Source organism: Nocardioides sp. zg-1230, assembly GCF_013155335.1.
Lineage (GTDB): Bacteria > Actinomycetota > Actinomycetes > Propionibacteriales > Nocardioidaceae > Nocardioides.
The window spans coordinates 215656-238324 of record NZ_JABJQZ010000002.1; the positions used below are offsets into that span (position 1 = coordinate 215656).

Genomic DNA, 22669 nt, shown 5'->3' on the forward strand with positions numbered 1-22669 from the left:
GCGCTCAAGGTCAAGGGGCTGGAGCGACCTTGTTCTCGTAGAGCGCGATCTTGTGGTCGATCGCGCGCAGGTGGCCGGTCACCTCGGCGAGCTGACGCTCGACGACCTCGCGGTGGGCAAGCAGCAGCGCCAGGCGTTCGGACTCGTTGCCGTCGCCGTCGCGCACCAGGCCGGCGTAGCGGCGTACGTCCCGGATGGGCATGCCGGTGGCGCGTAGCCGCGTCACCATCTGGATCCACCGGAGGTCCTCGTCGGTGTAGCGACGATGACCTGAGGGGGCCCGGTCGACCGAGTGCAGCAGCAGCCCGTCACGCTCGTAGTACCGCAGGGTGTGGGCGGTGAGCCCGGTGCGCTCGGCCGCCTCGGCGATGCTCAGGCTGGTCATCCGACCAGTGTCCGACTTGGAGTGCGCTCCAAGTCAAGGGCGGAGGCCTCAGTAGGCGAGTGGCCGGCTCTCCGGCGGGAGGTCCTCGAGCTCGATGTATCCCTGGGTCGGCGTGATCCGCCCGCTCCGGTAGGCGGCCACCATGGCCGCGACCATGCCGGTGAGGCTCGGGTACCACGGTCGGAGGTCGAACGGGTCGTTGGCAGCGTGGGTGTCCCACACGAACAGGCTCCCGACCGGGCCTGCAGTCCCGATCGTGTCGACACAAACGAGCCAACCGTCGAGTGCCACCAGCACAGGGAACCAGCCGTCCTTGTACCAGCCGGTGCCGAGCGCCTCGATGACACCGGCCTCGTCCTCCAGGGCGAGCGCGGCGTGGTGCAGCACCGCCGCCTGACCGAGCGTCGGCAGGTGCCAGACCCCGAACAGGCACGTGTCGTCGGACAGCCACGGCGCGCCCGGCGGGGTCGTCGCAGACACCCCGGTGCCGTCGTGCCAACCGAACCAGGCGAGGAGGTCGGGGAGCGCCTCGGCCCCACACGTCGCGAGCTGCCCGGTCACCGCGCCGGGTTCGGCGCCCGGCTGCCAGTGGTGGACCAACGGCGCCTGGAGGCGGAGGAGCTCCGCCTCCAGGGCCGCGAGGGCGACCTCGAGATCGCTGGGCGAGCTCATCCGGTCCCTCGTGCCCCGCCCGCCTCGATCAGGCACCCAGTGCGGGCCGGTGGAACGCCGCCGTCGCGTAGGGACCGCCGACGTGTGCGGCCTCCGTCTCGTCGTCGGGGCCGGCCTCGACGCGGTCGGCGTACGCCTCGGCGTCGTCCTGCGGCTCGTAGCCCAGTCGGCGCCCCGGCTCGAGGTCCCACCAGGCGCGGGTGTTGGCGCTGATGCCGTAGAGCACCGCGTATCCGGGGGCGGGGGTGGTCAGGGCCGCCTCGACCATGCGGACGCAGTCGTCGGGGGAGAGCCACGTCGAGAGGCCGCGCAGGCTGGCCGGCTCCTCGAGGAACGAGCCGATCCGGCAGGCGACGGCGTCGATGTCGTGGCGGTCGGCGAAGAGGTGCAGGAGCGCCTCGGCCGCGACCTTGGCGACGCCGTAGTAGGTGTCGGGCCGGGGGAGGGCGTGCTCGGTGAGCACCCCGTCGGCGCGCGGCGTGCGGCCCACGGCGTGGTTGGACGAGGCGTAGACGATGCGCGGCACGTCGTGGGCGACCATCGCGTCGAGCAGGGCGGCGGTCGTCACGACGTGGGAGGTGAGCTCGTCGGGCAGCGACGCCTCCTCGGGGATGCCGGCCAGGTGGACGACGGCGTCGAGCCGCTGCTCCGCGAAGACCGCCTCGACGGCGTCCGCGTCGGCACAGTCGGCCTCGTGCCAGGGGAACGGCGTGCCGTCGGGCGGCGGGACCAGGTCGAGCCCCACCACCTCGTGGCCGGCCGCCGCCAGGCCGGTGGTGACCACCCGGCCGATGCTGCCGGCGGCGCCGGTGACCAGCACGCGCATCGCAGGCCTCAGATCCGCGTGACGACCTGGCTGAGCAGGCCGCCCATCCGGCTGGCGGCGGAGCGACCCGCCTCGAGGACCTCCTCGTGGTTGAGCGGCTCACCGCTCAGGCCGGCGGCCAGGTTGGTGACCAGGCTGATGCCGAGGACCTCCATGCCGGCCTCGCGGGCGGCGATGGCCTCGAGCGTGGTGCTCATGCCGACGAGGTGGCCGCCGAGGACGCCGGCCATCCGGACCTCGGCGGGCGTCTCGTAGTGGGGACCGGGGAACTGCACGTAGACGCCCTCGTCGAGGGAGCCGTCGACCTCCTTGCACATCGCTCGCAGGCGGGGGCTGTAGAGGTCGGTCAGGTCGACGAAGTTCGCGCCGACGATCGGGCTGGTGCCCGTCAGGTTGATGTGGTCGGAGATCAGCACCGGCTGCCCGGGCTGCCAGCCCTCCTTGAGGCCGCCGCACCCGTTGGTGAGGACGATGGCCGAGCAACCTGCCGCGGCCGCCGTACGCACGGGGTGCACGACGGCGGCGACGCCCTTGCCCTCGTAGAAGTGGGTGCGGGAGAGGAAGACCAGCAGGTTGCGCTCGCGCCCCTCCGCGTCCGCGCAGCGGATCGAGCGGATCTTGCCGCTGTGCCCGGCGACCGCGGCTGCGCTGAAGCCGGGGAGGTCGGTGGTGTCGATCTCGGCGGTCGCCTCGCCGAGCGCGTCGACGGCCGGGAGCCAGCCGGAGCCCAGCACCAGGGCCACGTCGTGGCGCTCCACGCCGGTCAGCTCGGCGAGCCGGGCGGCGGCCTCGGCCGCGCTCTCGTAGGGGGTGGGGACGGTGGCAGCGTGGGTCACGTCCGGAACTCTAGACCGAGTCTGAGGCCGACCCGGCACCTCGCCTCAGAGTCCGGTGGACCGGCAGGCGCGGCGACGCAGGGCCGCGACGTAGTCCTCCGGGGCGCCGGCGGCGTCCGCCGCGTCGGCGAGGACCCCGAGGTAGGACGCCGAGGGCAGGCCGCCCTCGTAGGCGTCGAGGACGTAGGCCCACACGACGAGCTCGCCGGTCAGCGTCTGCACCCGCACCTTGGTCTTGCGGTAGAGCCCGGTGTCGGCGGCCTCCCAGCCGTCGAGGGCGCGCTCGTCCTCGGGCGTGACGTCGTAGACCGCGACGAAGACCTGCTCGAAGGCGTCCTGGACGATCGTGGAGAGGGCGCCGTCCCAGCCGTGCTCCTCGCCACCGAACGTCAGCCGCCAGCCCGTGAGCCACCCCGTGGAGTGCAGGATCGAGTGGGGGCAGCGCTCGCCCATGCGGGCGGGATCGAGGTTCGTCCCGTAGGCGGCGTACAGGGTCACGGGCGACACAGTATCGAGCCACGACCTCGGGTGTTCCCCAGCGCGGGCCGACAACTAGGGTGGAGGCGTGACCGACACGCACTTCGACACCCTCGTCCTCGGCGCCGGCCCCGGTGGCTACGTCGCCGCGATCCGCGCCTCCCAGCTCGGCCAGAAGGTGGCCGTGGTGGAGGAGAAGTACTGGGGAGGGGTGTGCCTCAACGTCGGCTGCATCCCGTCCAAGGCGCTGCTGAAGAACGCCGAGCTGGCGCACACGCTCCAGCACGAGAAGGCGAAGTTCGGCATCGAGGGCGACGTCACCATGTCGTTCGGGCCCACCCACAAGCGCAGCCGCGACGTCAGCGCCGGCATCGTCAAGGGCGTCCACTTCCTGATGAAGAAGAACAAGATCACCGAGATCGACGGCTGGGGCACCCTCACCAGCGCGACCGGGATCGACGTGGAGAAGGACGGCCAGAAGACCGGCTACACCTTCGACAACCTCATCATCGCCGCGGGCGCGACCGTGCGCCTGGTCCCCGGCGTCGAGCTGAGCGAGAACGTCGTGACCTACGAGGAGCAGATCCTCACCGACCAGCTCCCCGAGTCGATCATCATCGGCGGGTCCGGCGCGATCGGAGTCGAGTTCGCCTACGTGATGGCCAACTTCGGCGTCGACGTCACGATCGTGGAGTTCCTCGACCGGATGGTGCCGACCGAGGACGCGGACATCTCCAAGGAGCTGGCCAAGCAGTACAAGAAGCTCGGCGTGAAGGTGCTGACCTCCACCGCCGTGAAGAACGTCGAGGACACCGGCTCCGGGGTCAAGGTCACCGTCGCCCCCGCAGCGGGCGGCGACGAGCAGGTGCTCGAGGCCGGCAAGTTCCTCGCCGCCTTCGGCTTCGCGCCGCGGGTGAAGGGCTACGGCCTCGAGAACACCGGCGTCAGCGTCTCCGAGCGCGGCGCGATCGAGATCGACGACTTCGGCCGCACCAACGTCGACAACGTGTACGCCATCGGCGACTGCACCGGCAAGATGATGCTCGCCCACGTCGCCGAGGCGATGGGCATCGTGGCGGCCGAGACGATCAACGGCGCCGAGACCATGCCGGTCGCCTTCGACTTCGTCCCGCGCGCGACCTACTGCAACCCGCAGATCGCGTCCTTCGGCTACAGCGAGGCGCAGGCCAAGGAGAAGGGCTACGACGTGAAGACGGCGTCGTTCCCGTTCAGCGCCAACGGCAAGGCGATGGGTCTCGGGGAGCCGATCGGCTTCGTCAAGGTCGTCGCCGACGCCGAGCACAACGAGATCATCGGCGCGCACATGATCGGCCCCAACGTCACCGAGCTGCTGCCGGTCCTGACGATGGCGCAGCAGTGGGACCTCACCGCCGACGAGGTGGCCCGCAACGTCTTCGCGCACCCGACGCTGGGTGAGGCCGTCAAGGAGGCCGTGCACGGCATCGCCGGCCACATGATCAACTTCTGATGGCCGACCACATCGTCATCATCGGCGGCGGCCCCGGTGGCTACGAGGCCGCGCACGTCGCGGCCCAGCTCGGCGCCGAGGTCACCGTCGTCGACACCGACGGCGTGGGCGGGTCGGCGGTTCTCACCGACTGCGTGCCGAGCAAGACGCTGATCGCCACCGCCGAGCTGATGACCGACATGTCGACGGCGCGCGAGCTGGGGGTCAACTTCCACGACCACCAGGGCGACGCGGCCACGACGATCTCGGTCGACCTGGCGCGGGTGAACGCCCGGGTCAAGCAGCTCGCGGCCGACCAGTCGTCCGACATCGCCGCCCGCCTCGACCGCGACGGCGTACGCGTGCTCACCGGGCGCGGTCGTCTCGGGCCCGACCTGACTGTCGTCGCCACGACCGCGGACGGCGAGGAGACCCTCCAGGCCGACGCGATCATCGTCGCCACCGGGGCCGCGCCCCGCACGCTGCCGAGCGCCCAGCCCGACGGCGAGCGGATCCTCACCTGGGAGCAGGTCTACGACCTGACCGAGGTGCCGGAGAAGCTGATCGTGGTCGGCTCGGGCGTCACCGGCGCGGAGTTCGCCAGCGCCTACCTCGCGCTCGGCATCGACGTGACGCTGGTCAGCAGCCGCGACCGGGTGCTGCCCGGCGAGGACGCCGACGCCTCGGCGGTGCTCGAGGACGTCGCGACCCGCCGCGGGATGAAGGTGCTCAGCCGCTCGCGCATGCAGTCGGTGACCCGCGACGGCGACGAGGTCACGGTGACCCTGACCGACGGCCGTACGGTCTCGGGCAGCCACTGCATCCTCGCGCTGGGCTCGATCCCCAACACCGCCGACCTCGGCCTCGAGGACGCGGGCGTGGCCGTCGACGAGGGCGGGTTCATCACCGTCGACCGCGTGTCGCGCACGTCGGCGCGGGGGATCTACGCCGCGGGCGACTGCACCGGCGTGCTGATGCTCGCCTCGGTGGCCGCGATGCAGGGCCGGATCGCGATGTGGCACTTCCTCGGCGACGCCGTGGCACCGCTCGACCTCAAGAAGGTCTCCTCCAACGTCTTCACCTCGCCCGAGATCGCCACCGTCGGTTGGTCGCAGCAGGCCGTCGACGCCGGCGAGATCGCCGCCGAGGTCGTCACCCTGCCGCTGGCCGGCAACGCGCGCGCCAAGATGCAGGGCGTGCGCGACGGCTTCGTGAAGCTCTTCTGCCGTCCCGGCACCGGGATCGTGGTCGGTGGCGTGGTGGTCGGGCCGCGCGCCTCCGAGCTGATCCACCCGGTGTCGGTCGCGGTCGCGGAGTCGCTGACCGCCGACCAGCTCGCCCAGGCGTTCACCGTCTACCCGTCGATGAGCGGGTCGGTCGCCGAGGCCGCCCGGCGCCTGCACCACGTCTGATCCCGGGCCCGTCGCCCACCCGGGCCTCGGGCCCCGGCCCGGGCTGGCAGGAGCGGCACCACCACGTACGGCGGTTGGCGGCGTCGCCCGGCACCTCGGCCTGCACGCTCACCGGACCGCCGCAGCGGCGGCACCCCTGCCGCTGGCGACCGGTGATCCAGTGGTCGTCGCCCCTGACCGGTGAGCCGGTGGTCACCTGGTAGGCGCCGGGGACGGTCGCGGAGTGGCGCAGCATGGCGGCGGCCCGCTCGACGAGGTGGGGCACGTCGACCTCGCCGATCGGGGTCCACGGGCTCACCCCGCTGAGGAACGCGAGCTCGTTGGCCCAGAGGTTGCCCAGACCGGCCATCGACCGCTGGTCGAGCAGCGCGGTCACCAGCGGCACGTCGGGCTGCGCGAGGAGGCGGCGCACCGCCTCCTCGGCGTCCCAGTCGTCACGCAGCGGGTCGGGCCCGAGGTGGCCGACCAGGTCGGCCTCCCGGTCGGTGGGCACGAGGGCGAGGTCGTGCAGCCGGATGCCGTGGACCGTGCGCCCGTCGTCGAGGGTCCAGACGAGCCGCACGTGGGGCTGCAGCTTGGCGGGGAGTCGCTTGCCCGGCGCGAGGGTCGACCAGGAGCCGTCCATGCGGAGGTGGCTGTGCAGCGTCGCCGGCGGGGAGCCGGCCGTGCCGGAGAACCGGGTCAGCAGGTGCTTGCCGTGGGTGTCGTGACCGACCACCTCGCGACCCGAGAGTTCGCGCGTGGCCAGGGCGGGCGTGCGGAAGTCGGAACGCGTGACCGTGTGCCCGGTCAGCTGGCGGTCCAGCCGACGCGCGAGCTTCCAGACGCTGTCTCCCTCGGGCACCCGTCCAGTGTCACAGGCGGGTGTGACAGTCCCCAGATCTCCTGGTCCATGCCCCGGCCGCCCGGCCCGCCTGTAACCTCGGAGGTTCGCCGAACGTTCTCGGGGGAGAGACCACATGACGACCCGTACCCGCCTGCTGCTCGCGCTCGCCGCGAGCGCTTTGCTGCTGCCCGCCCTGCCGGCGTCCGCCGACACGTCGGCTGCCGAGCCCCGTCGGGCGATCGAGGCGTGGTCCACGCCGGGCAGCACCGCGATCACCATCACCGGCCACGGCTTCGGCCACGGCCACGGCATGTCGCAGTACGGCGCCCTCGGCGCGGCCCAGCAGGGCCTGACGTGGCAGCAGATCAACGAGTTCTACTACCCCGGCACCACGTGGGGCGCTGTCCGCGGCAAGGTCCGCGTGCTCATCACCGCCGACACCGGGCGCGACGTGCAGGTCGTGGCCGAGCGGGGGCTCAGGGTCGGCTCGGTGGGTCGCTCGCGCACCTGGCGCCTGCCCTCCAACGGCGCCAGGAAGTGGCGCCTGGTCGCTGCTGGGCGCGACACCGCCGTGCAGTGGACGAAGGGCGGCTCGTGGCGCAGGTGGAAGAAGGTGCGCGGCGAGGCCGAGCTCCGATCCGCCGACAGCAGCCTGACCCTGGTGCTGCCCGGCGACCGTCGCGACTACCGCGGCACCCTGCAGTCGGTGGCGGCACGGGAGGGCGGCAAGCGCGAGACCGTCAACCGGGTCGGCATGGAGGCCTACCTGCGTGGCGTCGTGCCGGAGGAGGTCCCCGCGCTCTGGACCTCGGCGGCGGTCAGCGCCCAGTCCGTCGCGGCGCGCACCTACGCGGCCTTCGAGCGATCGCAGCCCGCTGCCGCCCACTACGACCTCTGCGACACCACCCAGTGCCAGGTCTACGGCGGCGTCGACGTGGAGCACGACGCGGCGACCGCGGCCATCCAGGCGACCGCCGGGCAGGGCCTCTTCCACGACGGGCGCCCGGCGTTCACGCAGTTCTCGGCTAGCAACGGCGGCTTCTCCGCGGCCGGCTCCATGCCCTACCTCGTGGCGCAGGTCGACCCCTACGACGGCCTCGCCAACCCGACGTACTCCACCTGGAGCAGGACGATCGACGACACCCAGGTCGAGAAGCAGTGGCCCGGGATGGGCGACCTCACCGGCATCGAGGTCGTCGCGCGCGACGGCAACGGCGAGTGGGGCGGTCGCGTCACCGCCATGGCGTTCGTGTTCACCGGCGGCCGGGTGAGCGTGAGCGGCGACGACGCCCGCTCGTTCCTCGGCCTGCCCTCCGACTGGTTCACGTTCAGCGTGCTGCCGCGCCAGAAGGGGCCCGCACGCCTGTGACCCGACGGCTCCGTCTCGCGGCGGCAGTGGCCGCCCTCGCCCTCACCGCGTCCGCCTGCGAGTCCGGCCAGGCGGCCGGCGACGGCGACGTCGACCTGCCCGACCCCGTCGTCGACACCGAGGTCACCACCCGGGTCGACTACGTCGCGATGGGCGACTCGTTCTCCGCGGGCCCGTTCATCGGCACGATGCGCACCGACCCGCAGGGGTGCGCGCGCTCGAAGGACAACTACCCGGCCTTCGTGGCCGACTGGCTCGACGTCGCCAGCTACACCGACGTCACCTGCTCGGCCGCGACGACCCGCGACCTCGTCGAGCCGATGGTGATGTTCGACGGCAACACCGCGCCACCCCAGGTCGACGCGCTCTCGGCCGAGACCGACCTGGTGACGCTCGGCATCGGCGGCAACGACTTCGGCATCTACGACTCGCTCATCCAGTGCCAGCGGGGTCCGGCAGCGATCTGCCCGGTGGACCAGCTGCGCGCCGACACCGGCAAGGTCGCCGGCCGCGTGCAGCAGGCCGTGCGTCGCATCGCGAAGGCCGCCCCCGACGCGGAGGTGCTCGTCGTCGGCTACCCCGACATCCTGCCCACCGAGGGCACCTGCCGTGCCGTCGGCGTGCCGGCCGAGGTGCTCGAGCCGGTCGCCGAGGTCGCCGGGCTCCTCAACGCCTCGATGCGCCGCGGCGCGCGGGCGGCAGGGGCGTCGTACGTCGACATGGCGGCGGTCTCCGACGGGCACGACGTGTGCGCGAAGGGCCGGGCGTGGGTCAACGGCCCGCGGTTCCGCGCGGGCGTGGCGGCGCCCTTCCACCCCAAGATCAACGGCATGCGCGCCGTCGCGGTCGAGGTGTTCCGTGAGGTGACGGGGGCGGACCCCGAGGAGGTCACTGAGTACGCCGAGCCCGACCCCGACGTGATCGTCCTCAACGAGGGCTGATCACCAGCACCAGGTCGCCGCCCTCGACGGCCTGCGTGGCGGGCACCGCGAGGCGGCTGACCGTCCCGGCGACCGGCGCGGTGATGGAAGCCTCCATCTTCATCGCCTCGATGGTGGCGACCGTCTGGCCCGCCTCGACCGCGTCGCCCTCGGCGACGGTGACCGTCACCGCCCCGTCGTAGGGCGCGGCGACGTGGCCGGTGTTGGTGGGGTCGGCCTTCTCGGTCGACGCGACGTCGGCAGAGATGCTGCGGTCGCGCACCTGGACGGGTCGCATCTGGCCGTCGACGGTCGCCATCACGTTGCGGAAGCCGCGTTCGTCGGGCTCGCTGATCGCCTCGAGGCCGAACAGCATCTCGCGGCCCTCGCGCACCTGCACGCGGTGCTCCTCGCCGCGACGCAGGCCGTAGAGGTAGTCGATGGTCGACACCGCCGACAGGTCGCCGTAGGAGTCGCGCGACTCGTGGAAGGCGGCCGTGGGGCCGGGGAAGAGCAGCTCGTTGAGCGTCGAGCGGCGGTCGGAGGCCAGGGCCGCCTGCTGCTCGTCGGTGAGGCTCTCGGTGGGCTGCTTCCAGGTGCGCCCGGCGAGCGCCTTAGTGCGGAACGGCTCGGGCCACCCGCCCGGTGGGTCGCCCAGCTCACCGTTGAGGAAGCCGATGACGGAGTCCGGGACGTCGTACGACGCCGGGTCGGCCTCGAACTCCGCCGGGTCGGCGTTGGCGGCGACGAGCGCGAGCGCGAGGTCACCGACGACCTTGGACGACGGCGTCACCTTCACGACGTTGCCGAGGATGTCGTTGGCCGCGGCGTACATGTCCTCGACCTGCTCGAACCGCTCGCCGAGGCCCAGCGCGATCGCCTGCTGGCGCAGGTTGGAGAGCTGGCCGCCGGGGATCTCGTGGCGGTAGACGCGTCCGGTCGGCGACGGCAGGCCGGACTCGAAGGGGGCGTAGACCCGGCGGACGGCCTCCCAGTAGGGCTCCATCGCGTTGACCGCGGCCAGCGACAGCCCGGTCTCGCGCTCGGAGTGGTCGGTCGCCGAGACCAGCGCCGACAGGGCCGGCTGCGACGTCGTGCCGGCCATCGAGGCACAGGCGGCGTCGACGGCGTCGACGCCGGAGTCGATCGCCGCGAGCAGCGTGGCGAGCTGGCCGCCGGGGGTGTCGTGGGTGTGGAGGTGCACCGGCAGGTCGAAGCGCTCGCGCAGCGCCGTGACGAGGGTGCGGGCGGCGGGCGCCCGCAGCAGGCCGGCCATGTCCTTGATCGCCAGCACGTGGGCGCCGGCATCGACGATCTGCTCGGCGAGGCGCAGGTAGTAGTCGAGCGAGTAGAGCCGCTCGTCGGGCGAGGACAGGTCGCCGGTGTAGCACAGGGCCACCTCGGCCACCGACGTGCCGGTCGCGCGGACGGCGTCGATGGCCGGGCGCATCTGGGAGACGTCGTTGAGGGCGTCGAAGATCCGGAACACGTCGATGCCGGTCTCGGCGGCCTCCTGCACGAAGGCCTCGGTGACCTGCGTCGGGTAGGGCGTGTAGCCGACGGTGTTGCGACCGCGCAGCAGCATCTGGAGGCCGACGTTGGGGATCGCCTCCCGCAGGGCGGCCAGCCGCTCCCACGGGTCCTCGGCCAGGAAGCGCAGCGCGACGTCGTACGTCGCCCCGCCCCAGCACTCGACCGACCACAGCTGCGGTGTGGTGCGCGCGACGTGCTCGGCGACGGCGAGAAGGTCGCGGGTGCGGACGCGGGTGGCGAGCAGCGACTGGTGGGCGTCGCGGAAGGTGGTGTCGGTGACCGCGACGTGCTTCTGGGCGCGCAGCCGGCGCGCGAACTCGTCCGGCCCGACCTCGCGCAGCAGCTGCCGGGTGCCGTCGGGGACCGGCTGCGACCGGTCGAGCTCGGGCAGCTTGCTGGCCGCAGACACCGTCACCGGGGCGCGGCCGTGCGGCTGGTTGACCGTGACGTCGGCGAGGTAGGCCAGCAGCTTGGTCGCGCGGTCGCGCCCGAGCTGGGCCCTGAGGAGGGACGGGTGGTCCTCGATGAAGGACGTGGTGACGCCGCCGGCTGCGAAGTCGGGGTCGGCGAGCACGGCCTGGAGGAACCCGACGTTGGTGGAGACGCCGCGGATGCGGAACTCGAGCAGGGCTCGGCGGGCCTTCTGCACCGCGGCCTCGAAGGTGCGGCCGCGACAGGTGAGCTTGGCGAGCATCGAGTCGAAGTGCGGGCTGATCTCTGCGCCGCTGTAGGTGGTGCCGCCGTCGAGGCGTACGCCCGGGCCGCCGGGGGAGCGGTAGGTCGTGATCTTGCCGGTGTCGGGCCGGAAGCCGTTGGCGGGGTCCTCGGTGGTGATGCGGCACTGGAGGGCGAAGCCGCGCGGCTGCACCGAGTCCTGGGTGAGGTCGAGGTCGGCGAGGGTGGCGCCGGCCGCGATGAGCATCTGCGACTGGACGAGGTCGACGGCGGTGACCTCCTCGGTCACCGTGTGCTCGACCTGGATGCGCGGGTTCATCTCGATGAAGACGTACTTGCCGGTGGGGTCGAGCAGGAACTCGACGGTGCCGGCGTTCTTGTAGCCGATCTCGCGGGCGAACCGGACCGCGTCGGCGCACATGCGGTCGCGCAGCTCGGGGTCGAGGTTGGGCGCGGGGGCGATCTCGACGACCTTCTGGTGGCGCCGCTGCACGGAGCAGTCGCGCTCGTAGAGGTGGATGACGCCGTCCTCGGACCCGGTGCCGTCGGACAGGATCTGCACCTCGATGTGGCGGGGGTCGACCACGGCCTGCTCGATGAAGACGGTCGGGTCGCCGAAGGCGCCGTCGGCCTCGCGCATGCAGGTCTCGATCGCGTCGCGCAGGTCGGCGCGGTCGTCGACGCGGCGCATGCCGCGGCCGCCGCCACCGGCGACGGCCTTGACGAAGAGCGGGGCCTCGATCTCCTCGGCGGCCGCGAGCAGCTCCTCGACGTCCGTCGACGGGGGCACGGACTCCAGCACCGGCACGCCGGCGGCCTTGGCGGCGGCGATCGCCCGGGCCTTGTTGCCGGTGAGGGTGAGCACCTCGGCGCTGGGCCCGATGAAGGTGATTCCGTTGGCGGCGCAGGCCTCGGCGAGTGCCGGGTTCTCCGAGAGGAAGCCGTAGCCGGGGTAGATCGCGTCGGCACCGCACCGCACGGCGACCTCGACGATGGCGTCCGGGTCGAGGTAGGCGCGTACGGGGTGCCCCTCCTCGCCGATCTGGTAGGCCTCCTCGGCCTTCATCCGGTGCTCGGACCCGCGGTCCTCGTGGGGGAAGACGGCCACTGTGCGCGCGCCGATCTCGCGTGCTGCACGGAAGGCCCGGACTGCGATCTCGCCACGGTTGGCGACGAGCACCTTGGAGAACATGGGCCGCACGCTATCGAGTGACGGGTGTGACCTGGGTTACCCGTCCGTACCCCGGTCGGGCTCAGGCGGCCGCCACCTCCTCCTGCGTGCGCCACCACGCCACCGTCCGTGCGAGACCATCGGTCAGCGGGGTGGGGGAGAGCCCGAGCCGGGCCTCGCTGGCGCTCGAGTCCATGACGAACGGGTCGGTGAACATGTAGGACGTCTCAGCCAGCTCGCGCATCTCGCGCGACACCACGCCGGAGGCGCGCAGCACCCACGGCGGGATGCTCGACGTGCGCGGTGCCGGGACGCCCCCGGCGGCCGCGACCAGCTCGACGAGCCGCCGCTGGGTGACCGGGGGAGCGGTGGGGGCGTGGAGGAACGAGTTCCAGAGCTCCGGGCGCGCGGCAGCGGTGATCATCGCGGCGGCCAGGTCGGGCACGTAGGTGAACGAGTGCGGCTGGTCGGGGCTGCCGAGCACCCGCATCGTCCGGCCGGCCAGGACCGTCGGCACCAGGCGCTCGCCGGCGTGCGCGTTGCGGACGAGCGGGCCGTAGAAGTCGGATGCGGCGACGCTGACGGTCGGGGTGGCCGAGGCGTCGCGCTGGGCGAGCAGCTCGGTGCGCACGCCGAGCTTGCCGGTGGTCGCCGTGCGGGGCGTGGACTCGGTGATGGTGCCCTCGACCGGTCCGTAGGAGTAGAGGCTCTCCGGGAAGACCACGACCGCACCGACGCGTCCGGCCGCCTCGAGGACGGCGCGCTCGGCCTGCGGCAGCTCGGAGCGCCAGACGCGGGCGTCGTACGACGACCCGTGGATGCAGTGGTGGACCGCGACCGCTCCCTCGAAGGCGACGGCCAGCGCCTCGGGCCGGGAGACGTCGACACGCCGCCGCTCGATGAGGGGGTGGACCGGGCCGCTGCCCGAGCGGGTCAGCAGGCGAACCTGCTGACCGGCTTCGGCGAGCTGCTGGGCGACGGTCGAGCCGACGGGGCCGGCGCCGGTGACGACGTGCACGGTGTTCATGGGGATCTCCTGTGGTCAGAAAAGGAGAGCGGTGCTCTCGGTTTGACCAGCATGGCGCATCGGTGACGACAAAGCAAGAGCAGTGCTCTCGTTTGTCACCGGTGCTCGCACATGTGCTTGGATGGGGCCGTGGACGACTCCTCCCCGCACCTGTCCCCGCGCGCCCGGGCGCGCGAGCAGACCATGCGCGACATCGTCCGCATCGGTCGCGAGCACCTGGTCACCGAGGGGGCCGCGGCCCTGTCGTTGCGGGCCGTCGCGCGCGACCTGGGGCTGGTGTCCTCAGCGATCTACCGCTACGTGGCGAGCCGCGACGAGCTGCTGACCCTCCTCGTCATCGACGGCTACGACGAGCTCGGTGACGCGGTCGACGCCGCGCTCGAGCCGATCGACCGGGACGACCACATCGGCCGGGTCGTCGCGATCGCACGCGCCACCCGCGCGTGGGCACTGGCTGAGCCGGCGACGTACGCCCTCCTCTTCGGCAGCCCCGTGCCCGGCTACGAGGCCCCGGCCGAGCAGACCACCGGCCCCGGCACCCGCGTCGTCGGCCGGCTCGTCGAGGTGTGGGAGGACGCGTGGCGGGCGGGGGCGATCGTGCTCGACGACGCGCCGGTCGCCCCGCGGCGGCTGTCCCGCGACCTCGCCCGGATCCGCAGACAGGTCGGGATCACCGCGCCCGACCGGCTCGTCGCCCGCGGTCTCTTCGCCTGGGCGGCGCTCTTCGGCTGCGTGTCGTTCGAGGTGTTCGGGCAGTACGGCGCCGACACCTTCAGCAACCCGGGCGACCTCTTCGAGCACCACGTCGCGGCGCTGGTCGAGGCCGTGGGTCTGGGGTAGCCCGACCGTCGGACCACAGGGATCAGTCCTTGATCTCGCAGATCACGGCGCCGTTGGTGACGGTGGCACCGACCTCGGCCTGCAGCCCGGCGATGGTGCCGGCCTTGTGGGCCTTGAGGGGCTGCTCCATCTTCATGGCCTCCATCACGACGACGACGTCGCCCTCGGCGACCTCCTGGCCCTCCTCGACGGCGACCTTGACGATGGTGCCCTGCATGGGCGAGGTGACCGAGTCGCCGGACGCCGCGGCGCCGGCCTTCTTCGCGGACCGCTTGCCCGCCTTCTTCGCGCCGCCTCCACCGTTGCCGTTCGCGGCCAGTCCGCCGAGCCCGGCGGGCAGCACGACCTCGAGCCGGCGGCCGCCGACCTCGACAGTGACCTTCTGCCGCTCTCCCTGCTCGTCGGCCTCGCCCGCGTCACCGGCGTACGGCTCGATCTGGTTGTCGAACTCGGTCTCGATCCACTGCGTGTAGACGTCGAAGGAGCCCTCGCCGGACGGGGTGGAGGCGCCGACGTAGGCCGGGTCGGAGACCACTGCGCGGTGGAAGGGGATCACGGTGGGCATGCCGTCGACGACGAACTCGTCGAGGGCACGGCGGGAGCGCTCGAGGGCCTGCGTGCGGTCCTTGCCGGTGACGATGAGCTTGGCGATGAGGGAGTCGAACGAGCCGGGGATGGTCTCGCCCTGGTCGTAGCCGCCGTCGAGCCGTACGCCGGGGCCGGCCGGCGCGTGCCAGCGGGTCAGGGTGCCGGGGGCGGGCATGAAGTTGCGTCCGCCGTCCTCGGCATTGATGCGGAACTCGATGGAGTGGCCGCGGATCTCCGGGTCGCCGTAGCCGAGCTCCTCGCCGGCGGCGATGCGGAACATCTCGCGCACGAGGTCGATGCCGGTGACCTCCTCGGAGACGCAGTGCTCGACCTGGAGGCGGGTGTTGACCTCGAGGAACGAGATCGTGCCGTCCTGCGCGACGAGGAACTCGCACGTGCCGGCACCGTGGTAGCCGGCCTCGGTGAGGATCCGCTTGGACGACTCGTAGAGCTCGGTGCGCTGCTCGTCGGTGAGGAACGGCGCAGGGGCCTCCTCGACGAGCTTCTGGTTGCGGCGCTGCAGGGAGCAGTCGCGGGTGGACACGACGACGACGTTGCCGTGCTGGTCGGCCAGGCACTGGGTCTCGACGTGGCGCGGCTTGTCGAGGAACTTCTCGACCAGGCACTCGCCTCGACCGAACGCGGTGACGGCCTCGCGGACCGCGGACTCGTAGGCGTCGGGGATCTCCTCGAGCGTGCGGGCGACCTTCAGGCCGCGCCCGCCGCCGCCGAAGACGGCCTTGATCGCGACCGGCAGGCCGTTGGCCTTGGCGAACTCGACGACCTCGTCGGCATCCTTGACCGGGTCCTTGGTGCCCGGGGCCAGGGGGGCCTTCGCCTTGTCGGCGATGTGCTTGGCCCGGGCCTTGTCGCCCAGCGCCTCGATCGCGGCCGGCGGGGGACCGATCCAGATCAGCCCGGCGTCGATGACGGCCTGGGCGAAGTCGGCGTTCTCGGCGAGGAACCCGTAGCCGGGGTGCACCGAGTCAGCGCCGGTCTTCTCGGCGACGGCGATGATCTTGGCGATGTCGAGGTAGGACTCGGCCGGCGTCGCGCCGCCGAGGGAGTGGGCCTCGTCGGCCAGCCGTACGAAGAGCGCGTCGCGGTCGGGGTCGGCGTACACCGCCACGGAGCCGATGCCGGCGTCCTTGCAGGCGCGGATGACGCGGACCGCGATCTCGCCGCGGTTGGCGATGAGGACCTTCTTCAGGGGAGTCGTCTCGGGCACGGTTGGCAGGGTATCGCTCGCCCCGATCCTCTCGCCCCCCGTCCCATCCGCGTCCTAAGGTGCGCTCGTGCGCGTGGGGATCCTGGGAGCGGCGGAGGCCAGCCTCGAGGGCCGGGCGGTGGACCTGGGCTCTCGCAAGCAGCGGGCCCTGCTGGCCGCCCTCGCACTGCACCTCGGGCGGCCCGTGCCGGCCGACAGGATCGTGGACCTGCTGTGGGGTGACACGCCGCCCACCGCCGTGACCGCGACCCTGCAGGGGTACGTCGCCCGGCTGCGCCGCGCCCTCGAGCCCGGCCGTGCCCTGCGCGCTCCCTCGGACCTGCTGGTCACGCGCGACGGCGGCTACGCCCTGGTCGTGCCGGAGGCAGACGTGGACGCGGGCGAGTTCGAGTCGACGGTGATGCGTGCCCACACCGTGCTCGGCTCGGTCACGCTCCCGCAGCCGTCGCTCGCGTCGGCCGGCCCTCTCCTGGAGGAGCTGAGGCACGTGCTCGGGCTGTGGCGCGGCACGCCGTACGCCGAGCTCGAGGACGCGCCGGCGGCGATGGCCGAACGGGCCCGTCTGGACGAGCTGCGAGCGATCGCCCTGGAGGACCGGGCGGTCGCCGGACTCGCCCTCGGGCACCACTCCACGGTCGCGGCGGAGCTCGAGGTGCTGACCACGACGTACCCGCTGCGCGAGCGGCTCTGGGGACTGCGGGCGCTCGCGCTGGCGAGGTCGGGCCGGCAGGCCGACGCGCTCGAGGCGCTGCGCCAGGTCCGTGAGCTGCTCGCCGACGAGCTGGGGCTCGAGCCCGGCGTCGACCTGCGCCGGCTGCAGACTGCCGTGCTCCGCCAGGACCCCGAGCTCGAGTGGTCCCGCGACGGGTCCAGCGACGGGTCCAGCGACGGGCCCGCACCGGCGGCCGCGGCGCCGAGGCCGGAACGGGGGCCGCAGGTGCCGCGACGGACGGTGCAGGGCCTGCCACTCGTGGGCCGCGACGACCAGCTGGCCGCCCTGGTGGGCCTGCTGGAGCAGTCCGCCGAGGCGCCCGCGTTCGCCGCGCTGACCGGTGAGCCCGGGATCGGCAAGAGCCGGCTGTGCGCCGAGCTCGCGGAGGTGGCCCGTGCCCAGGGGGCGGAGGTGCTGGTCGGCCGCTGCTCGCAGGACGAGGGAGCGCCGCCGCTCTACCCGTGGGCCGCGATCCTGACCGCGCTGGGCGCCGAGCTGCCGTCGACCGACAGCGAGGCCGACGACGGCGCCGCCCGGTTCCGGGCCTGGGAGACGATCGCCGGGACACTGCTCGACGCGGCCGGACGACGGCAGGTGGTGCTCCTCCTCGACGACCTCCACTGGGCAGACACCTCCACGCTGCGGGTGTTGCGGCTGCTGGTCGAGAAGGCCGAGGCGGGCGGTCTGCTGGTGGTGTGCACCTGGCGGCACCGGCCCGCGCCGACCGGGCAGCTGGCGGTGGTGGCCGACATGCTCGCCCGCCGCCACGCGCTGCGGCTGGAGCTGGCCGGCCTGAGCGCCGACGAGGTGGCCGAGGTGGTCACGTCCGTGGCGGAGTCCGCCCCGACGGCTGCCGAGGCGGGTGCGCTGCGCGCGCGCACGGACGGCAACCCGTTCTTCCTCGTCGAGTACGCCCGGCTGGCCCGCGAGGGCGGCGACCTGGCGTCGCTGCTGGCGGAGGAGGACCCGCCCGCTGCCGTGAACGATGTGCTCCGCCGGCGTCTTTCTGCGCTGCCGGAGGCGACCCTGTCGGCGCTGCGCGACGCATGCGTGATCGGCCGCGAGTTCGACGTCCCTACACTGGCCGGCCTGCTCGGGACGAGCGAGGACGCGGCGCTCGACCTCCTCGACCCAGCGCTCGCCGCAGGACTGGTCGGCGAGCTCGGCGTGGACCGGTTCCGCTTCGCCCACGCGCTGGTCCGCGACACCTGCTACGCCGCCATCTCGCAGAGCCGGCGCGCACGCATCCACGCCCGCACGGCCGAGCTGCTGGAGGGGGTGGCCGGTCGCGAGAGCGAGGTGGCGCGCCACTGGCTGGCTGCGGGGCCCACCTCCGCCGGCCGTGCTTGGCGCGCCGCGCGGACGGCCGCCGCAGCCGCCGACTCCGTCTTCGCCTACGACGAGGAGGTGACGTTGCTGGCCGACGGGCTCGCGGCCCTCGAGGCCGACACCCAGGCCACCGACGACGAACGGTTCGACCTGCTCTGCGCGTTGGCCCGTGGCTACCAGCTCACCGATGAGCTGGTGCTCCTGCGCCAGACCGTGCACCGTGCGCTGGCGCTCGTCGACGGCGATGTCGAGCGTGAGCTGCGCGCGATCGGCCTGCTGATCACCAAGGCGCTGTGGCAGACGGGGGAGTGGGGCTACGTCGACAGGCATGTGGTGTCGATCCTCCGCCGCTGCCTCGACGCGCTCCCGCCCGGTGACAGCGTGGCCCGGTGCCGGGCGATGAGCGCGCTGGCGACGGAGGTCTACTACCAGTCCTCCGTCCAGGAGCGAGAGGCCCTCAGCGAGGAGGCTCTCGCGATGGCCCGTCGGCTGGGGGACGAGGAGGTCCTCCTGGACACGCTCCTGGCGGTGCCGATGAGCACGTGGCGACCGGGCACCGCCGACACGCGCCACGCCCTCACCGCGGAAGCGGTCGAGCTCGCCCGCCGGCTCGACGACGCCGTGTCGCTGTGCACCGCATCGGCGCTGCACGCCTCGGCCACCTCGGAGTCGGGCCGGGTGGTCGGCCTGCTCGACCAGATCGAGGAGACACGGGCGCGGGCGACCACTGTGCGCCAGCTGTTCGTGCGCCTGTTCTGCGACGGTCTGGAGATCCCGTGGAGGGCGATGCGAGGCGAGCTCGACACGGTGCGTGCGCTCACTGCCGACATGGTCGCGATGTCCGAGCAGGTGGCCGTCCCGCAGGCCGGTGACGCCGTGCTCGGCGCCGTCCTGATGGACCTGGTCTGGGGTGGTCGCGACGAGGAGCTCATCGGCATGGTCGACGCGCTGGCGCAGGTCCGGGTGCTGCCCGTCGACGCCCCCGTCGCGCTCCTGCTCGCCCGTGGAGGGCGGCTCGACGAGGCTCGCGCCCTGCTGCACCCGGAGATGCCGGAGCTCTCTGCGGACTGGTGGTTCTCGTCGCTGACGCTGGCGATGGCCGCGGAGGCGTCACTGCGGGTGGGGGTCCCCGAGGTGGCGGCGATCGCCTACGAGCGCCTGGCGCCGTACGCCGGCCGGCCGGCCGCCGGCGGCTCGGGCACCATCGTCGGGCTCGTCGACCACTTCCTGGCGATGGCCGCGCACGCCACCGGCGAGCGCGAGCTCGCCGCCCGGCACGCGGACGACGCCGTCCGTCTGTGCGCGGAGTGGGAGCTCACGCTCGCCGCCGAGTGGTTCGCCGGGGTGCGCGAGGAGCTCGATTTCTAGGGCCTCACACCACGTGGCGCAGAGCGCGTGCCTGTCGCCGGGCGAACCGACGCCGGGTGAGCAGCCAGATCACCTTGAACCCGGGCTCGGTCTTGGCGAAGACCCGGTCGAGGACCTCGCGCGGGAGCCCGGAGGCGGCCCAGGGCACGATGCGGACGACCTTGCCGAACGTCAGGTCCTCCTTGAAGTGCTCCTCGTCGAGCCGGTCCCAGTCCGCCTGCGTCAGCCGTCGCTGGATGATCGCGATGGCCTCGGTCTCCTCGTGCCGCAGGTGTCGCGCCAGGCACTCGCGGGTCGCAACGAGTCGGACCGCGAGCGCCGCCCGGGCGTCGTCGTCCGCGTGGTCGGCGAGCCGGGTGAAGCCCCGCCCGCAGGCCTCGAGCAGCGGATCGAGCTCGGCGTGCTCGGCCTCCATGTCGAGCAGCGTCTGCCGCTCGGACTCCTCGGCCCGCTCCAGCAGCAGCGGCCAGAGGCCGGTGTCCTCACCGGTGTGGTGGCCGTGCAGCGCCTCGTGGAAGACGCTCCAGCGCTGCTCGAGCAGCCGCCACGCGGTGCGGTCGGAGACCGGGGTCACCCGGGCGGCCTCGGTCAGCATCGACAGGTCGCGCCGGAACGCGTGGTGCATGACGTACATCATGAACATGTCGACCGGTCCCTCGTGTGCGGCGGTCTGGCCCGCCAGCATCATCTGCGTCGGCCAGTCGGGGTGGGTGGTGGTGGTCATCAGGTGCTCCTTCGATCGGGTCGGGTGGGTGCTCACACGCCGGCCGGCGTGCGGGTGGGGACGAGCTCGTCCAGCTCGTCGTCGAGGTCGGTGTCGAGGTCGCCGCCGTGGTCGGGCACCTCGACCCGGACGGTGGGCAGCGCGCGGTCGAGCCAGGCCGGCAGCCACCAGTTCCGGCGGCCGAGGAGGGTCATCGTGGCGGGCACCAGCACCATCCGCACCAGCGTGGCGTCGAGCGCGACGGCGACCGCCATGCCGAGGCCGAGCTGCTTGACCACGACGTCGACCTCCGTGGCGAAGCCGAGGAAGACGGCGACCATGATCGCGGCGGCCGCAGAGATGACCCGACCGGTGTGCGAGAGGCCACGGACGACCGAGCCGCGGGCGTCGCCGGAGTGCAGCCACTCCTCGCGGATCCGCGAGAGCAGGAAGACCTCGTAGTCCATGCTGAGGCCGAAGAGGATGGCGAAGAGGAGGATCGGCAGCCAGCTCGAGACCGGCATCGGGTGGTCGATGCCGAGGAGGCCGGCACCCCAGCCCCACTGGAAGACCGCGGTGACGGCGCCGTACGCCGCGCCGATGGACAGCAGGTTCATCGCCGCTGCCTTGAGCGGCACGACAACCGAGCGGAAGACCAGGCCGAGCAGCAGCACGGAGATGCCGACGACGAATCCGACGACCAGCCACAACCGCGTGGCGAGCAGGTCGGCGATGTCCGCGAACAGCGGCGTGGTGCCGGTGACCTCGACACCGTCCGGGACGTCGGCGCGCAGGTCGGCCACCAGGTCGGCGGTGCGCTCGTCGGTCGGGCCGAAGGGCGGCTCCGCCGAGAAGAGGCGCAGCGCCCCGTCGGGCGAGGTGGTGACCGGGGAGACCGTGGCCATGTCGTCGCGTGCGCCGATGGAGGCGGCGAGCGACTCCGTGCCGGCCTTCGAGACCTCCGACGCGGTGACGACGAAGAGGATCGGCCCGTTGGCGCCGGGACCGTACTCGGCCGACACCAGGTCGTGGGCGCGACGCGTGGTGAGCTCGGTGGACTGGGCGGACGCGTCCTGCGGCCAGGTGCGCATCGACAGGGCGGGAGCGGCCAGGGTGAGCATGACGGTCGCGGCCAGCACCGCCCACACGACCGGACGTCGGCCGACGCGGGCCGCCCAGCGCTCCATGAGCGGGCTCCCGACGGCGCCCCGGGCACGGCGTACCTTCCTGGGCAGGAGCCGGCGCCCCAGCAGGCCGCACAGCGCCGGTACCAAGGTGAGCGCCGCGGAGGCGACGGCGACCACGGCGACGGCGGTCGCGAAGCCGAAGGCGTCGTAGGTCGGCAGGCCCGAGAGGCGCAGGCCGAGCAAGGAGATCAGCACGGTGGCCGAGGCGAAGACGACGGACCGGCCGGCGGTGGCGACGGCGCGTCCGGCGGCGTCGGTCTTCTCGTGTCCTGCTGCCAGGAACTCGCTGAACCGGGTGACCAACAGCAGTGCGTAGTCGATGCCGACGCCGAGCGCCACCATCGAGGCGACCATCGGCGCGGACGGGCTGACGTCCATCGTGGCCGCCAGCAGGGTAATCCCGGCCGAGCCGACGCCCAGACCGCACAGGGCCACCACGATGGGGAGCCCGGCGCCGACGACCGACCCGAAGGCGAGCACGAGGATGAGAAGGGCCGCCACGATGCCGATCAGCTCGCCGCTGCCGCGCATCGGCGCAGCAGCGGTCTCCGGCAGGTCGCCGCCCAGCTCGACCCGGAGGCCGGCCCTCTCGGTCGGCGCGACGGCACCCTCGAGCGGCTCGAGGTCCTGGTAGATGTCGGTGTCGGTCACGGGCACGTCGTAGGCGACGGACAGCAGAGCAGTGTCCCCGTCCTCGCTCATGCGGGGCGGCGCGACCGCGACGACGTGGTCGAGGGCGCCGAGCCGCTCGGCGAGCGGCGCCAGGACCTCGTCGGTCAGGGGCGCCCCGTCGCGGTCGTGCACGACGACCGTGGCGCTGGCGTTGCCGGCACCCGGGGTGTGCTCGCGGAGCTGGTCGACGCCGACCTGGGCGCGTGCGCCGGGGACGTCCCAGTTCTCCTGCGGGGTGCCGCCGACGGTGGCGGCGAGGGCGAGGGCCGCGGCCGCGAGCACGATCCAGGCGCAGATCGTGCGCCAGGGGTGCGCCGCGGTCGAGCGGCCGAGGTGGTGGAGGTCGAGCGACATGGTGGTGGTCCTCACGGATGTTCGGGTGGATGCCGAACAGCCTCGGACCGCGTCCTTGCACCGCTCTTGGACGCCTCTTGCAGGCCACTGG

Annotated in this window: 17 protein-coding genes; 6 read left to right on the forward strand and 11 right to left on the reverse strand. The window is 72.9% G+C overall.

All coding sequences use genetic code 11. The features are described from left to right. Nucleotides 1–10 precede the first annotated feature (10 nt). Genes HOO61_RS09040 through HOO61_RS09060 form a run of 5 tightly spaced genes read right to left on the reverse strand, consistent with a single transcriptional unit; the run spans nt 11 to nt 3217 of the window. On the reverse strand, nt 11–385 hold the full coding sequence (locus HOO61_RS09040) for a MerR family transcriptional regulator (protein ID WP_172258396.1): 375 nt from the start codon (nt 383–385) through the stop codon (nt 11–13). A gap of 48 nt (nt 386–433) precedes the next feature. Further along, nucleotides 434–1057: a hypothetical protein gene (locus HOO61_RS09045; protein WP_172258397.1), complete on the reverse strand. Its 624-nt coding sequence runs from the start codon at nt 1055–1057 to the stop codon at nt 434–436. A gap of 28 nt (nt 1058–1085) precedes the next feature. Further along, complete coding sequence (locus HOO61_RS09050; protein WP_172258398.1) at nt 1086–1883, reverse strand: NAD(P)-dependent oxidoreductase; 798 nt, start codon at nt 1881–1883, stop codon at nt 1086–1088. Between the two features lie 8 nt (nt 1884–1891). Further along, nucleotides 1892–2719 (reverse strand): purine-nucleoside phosphorylase, encoded by an 828-nt coding sequence (locus tag HOO61_RS09055; protein WP_172258399.1) that lies wholly within the window; start codon nt 2717–2719, stop codon nt 1892–1894. Nucleotides 2720–2764: 45 nt separating this feature from the next. Continuing rightward, nucleotides 2765–3217, reverse strand: a complete 453-nt coding sequence (locus HOO61_RS09060) for a gamma-glutamylcyclotransferase (RefSeq protein ID WP_172258400.1) — start codon at nt 3215–3217, stop codon at nt 2765–2767. Between the two features lie 67 nt (nt 3218–3284). On the opposite strand from HOO61_RS09060, the gene lpdA reads away from it, so the two are divergent. After that, nucleotides 3285–4685, forward strand: coding sequence for a dihydrolipoyl dehydrogenase (gene lpdA, locus HOO61_RS09065; protein ID WP_172258401.1), 1401 nt, complete (start codon nt 3285–3287; stop codon nt 4683–4685). Further along, nucleotides 4685–6076, forward strand: a complete 1392-nt coding sequence (locus HOO61_RS09070; RefSeq protein ID WP_172258402.1) for an NAD(P)H-quinone dehydrogenase — start codon at nt 4685–4687, stop codon at nt 6074–6076. The genes lpdA and HOO61_RS09070 overlap by 1 nt, the downstream gene beginning before the upstream one ends. Here the strand turns inward: HOO61_RS09070 and HOO61_RS09075 are convergent. Then, nucleotides 6012–6920, reverse strand: a complete 909-nt coding sequence (locus HOO61_RS09075; protein ID WP_172258403.1) for an Fpg/Nei family DNA glycosylase — start codon at nt 6918–6920, stop codon at nt 6012–6014. The two genes, HOO61_RS09070 and HOO61_RS09075, sit on opposite strands and share 65 nt — an antisense overlap. 115 nt (nt 6921–7035) lie before the next feature. On the opposite strand from HOO61_RS09075, the gene HOO61_RS09080 reads away from it, so the two are divergent. Next, nucleotides 7036–8271: a SpoIID/LytB domain-containing protein gene (locus HOO61_RS09080; RefSeq protein ID WP_172258404.1), complete on the forward strand. Its 1236-nt coding sequence runs from the start codon at nt 7036–7038 to the stop codon at nt 8269–8271. Continuing rightward, a complete protein-coding gene (locus tag HOO61_RS09085) occupies nt 8268–9212 on the forward strand; it encodes an SGNH/GDSL hydrolase family protein (RefSeq protein ID WP_172258405.1) in 945 nt (314 codons plus the stop codon). Before HOO61_RS09080 ends, HOO61_RS09085 begins: the two co-directional genes overlap by 4 nt. On the opposite strand, the gene HOO61_RS09090 is transcribed toward HOO61_RS09085, so the two are convergent. Both HOO61_RS09090 and HOO61_RS09095 read right to left on the reverse strand, forming a co-directional pair. After that, a complete protein-coding gene (locus HOO61_RS09090) occupies nt 9199–12591 on the reverse strand; it encodes a pyruvate carboxylase (protein WP_172258406.1) in 3393 nt (1130 codons plus the stop codon). The two genes, HOO61_RS09085 and HOO61_RS09090, sit on opposite strands and share 14 nt — an antisense overlap. A 61-nt stretch (nt 12592–12652) precedes the next feature. Then, nucleotides 12653–13597: an NAD-dependent epimerase/dehydratase family protein gene (locus tag HOO61_RS09095; RefSeq protein ID WP_172258407.1), complete on the reverse strand. Its 945-nt coding sequence runs from the start codon at nt 13595–13597 to the stop codon at nt 12653–12655. A gap of 129 nt (nt 13598–13726) precedes the next feature. Between HOO61_RS09095 and HOO61_RS09100 the strand changes: the two genes are divergently transcribed. Then, nucleotides 13727–14437 (forward strand): TetR/AcrR family transcriptional regulator, encoded by a 711-nt coding sequence (locus HOO61_RS09100; protein WP_367650093.1) that lies wholly within the window; start codon nt 13727–13729, stop codon nt 14435–14437. A gap of 22 nt (nt 14438–14459) precedes the next feature. Here the strand turns inward: HOO61_RS09100 and HOO61_RS09105 are convergent, their stop codons facing one another. Then, the gene (locus HOO61_RS09105; protein ID WP_172258409.1) at nt 14460–16253 is read right to left on the reverse strand and encodes a biotin carboxylase N-terminal domain-containing protein; all 1794 of its coding nucleotides are present in this window, start codon (nt 16251–16253) and stop codon (nt 14460–14462) included. A 67-nt stretch (nt 16254–16320) separates the two neighbouring features. Between HOO61_RS09105 and HOO61_RS09110 the strand changes: the two genes are divergently transcribed. Continuing rightward, nucleotides 16321–19662: a BTAD domain-containing putative transcriptional regulator gene (locus HOO61_RS09110; protein ID WP_172258410.1), complete on the forward strand. Its 3342-nt coding sequence runs from the start codon at nt 16321–16323 to the stop codon at nt 19660–19662. Nucleotides 19663–19666: 4 nt separating this feature from the next. On the opposite strand, the gene HOO61_RS09115 is transcribed toward HOO61_RS09110, so the two are convergent. Together HOO61_RS09115 and HOO61_RS09120 are read right to left on the reverse strand one after the other, a co-directional pair. Then, nucleotides 19667–20386 carry a hemerythrin domain-containing protein gene (locus HOO61_RS09115; RefSeq protein ID WP_172258411.1) on the reverse strand — a complete coding sequence of 240 codons (720 nt, stop codon included), beginning with the start codon at nt 20384–20386 and terminating at the stop codon, nt 19667–19669. 32 nt (nt 20387–20418) lie between these two features. Then, a complete protein-coding gene (locus HOO61_RS09120; protein ID WP_367650094.1) occupies nt 20419–22593 on the reverse strand; it encodes an MMPL family transporter in 2175 nt (724 codons plus the stop codon). Nucleotides 22594–22669: the final 76 nt, after the last annotated feature.

Coding starts and splice junctions, on each gene's coding strand:
- HOO61_RS09040 (WP_172258396.1), bottom strand. CDS start 385: ATGACCAGCCTGAGCATCGCCGAGGCGGCCGAGCGCACCGGGCTCACC.
- HOO61_RS09045 (WP_172258397.1), bottom strand. CDS start 1,057: ATGAGCTCGCCCAGCGATCTCGAGGTCGCCCTCGCGGCCCTGGAGGCG.
- HOO61_RS09050 (WP_172258398.1), bottom strand. CDS start 1,883: ATGCGCGTGCTGGTCACCGGCGCCGCCGGCAGCATCGGCCGGGTGGTC.
- HOO61_RS09070 (WP_172258402.1), top strand. CDS start 4,685: ATGGCCGACCACATCGTCATCATCGGCGGCGGCCCCGGTGGCTACGAG.
- HOO61_RS09080 (WP_172258404.1), top strand. CDS start 7,036: ATGACGACCCGTACCCGCCTGCTGCTCGCGCTCGCCGCGAGCGCTTTG.
- HOO61_RS09090 (WP_172258406.1), bottom strand. CDS start 12,591: ATGTTCTCCAAGGTGCTCGTCGCCAACCGTGGCGAGATCGCAGTCCGG.
- HOO61_RS09095 (WP_172258407.1), bottom strand. CDS start 13,597: ATGAACACCGTGCACGTCGTCACCGGCGCCGGCCCCGTCGGCTCGACC.
- HOO61_RS09115 (WP_172258411.1), bottom strand. CDS start 20,386: ATGACCACCACCACCCACCCCGACTGGCCGACGCAGATGATGCTGGCG.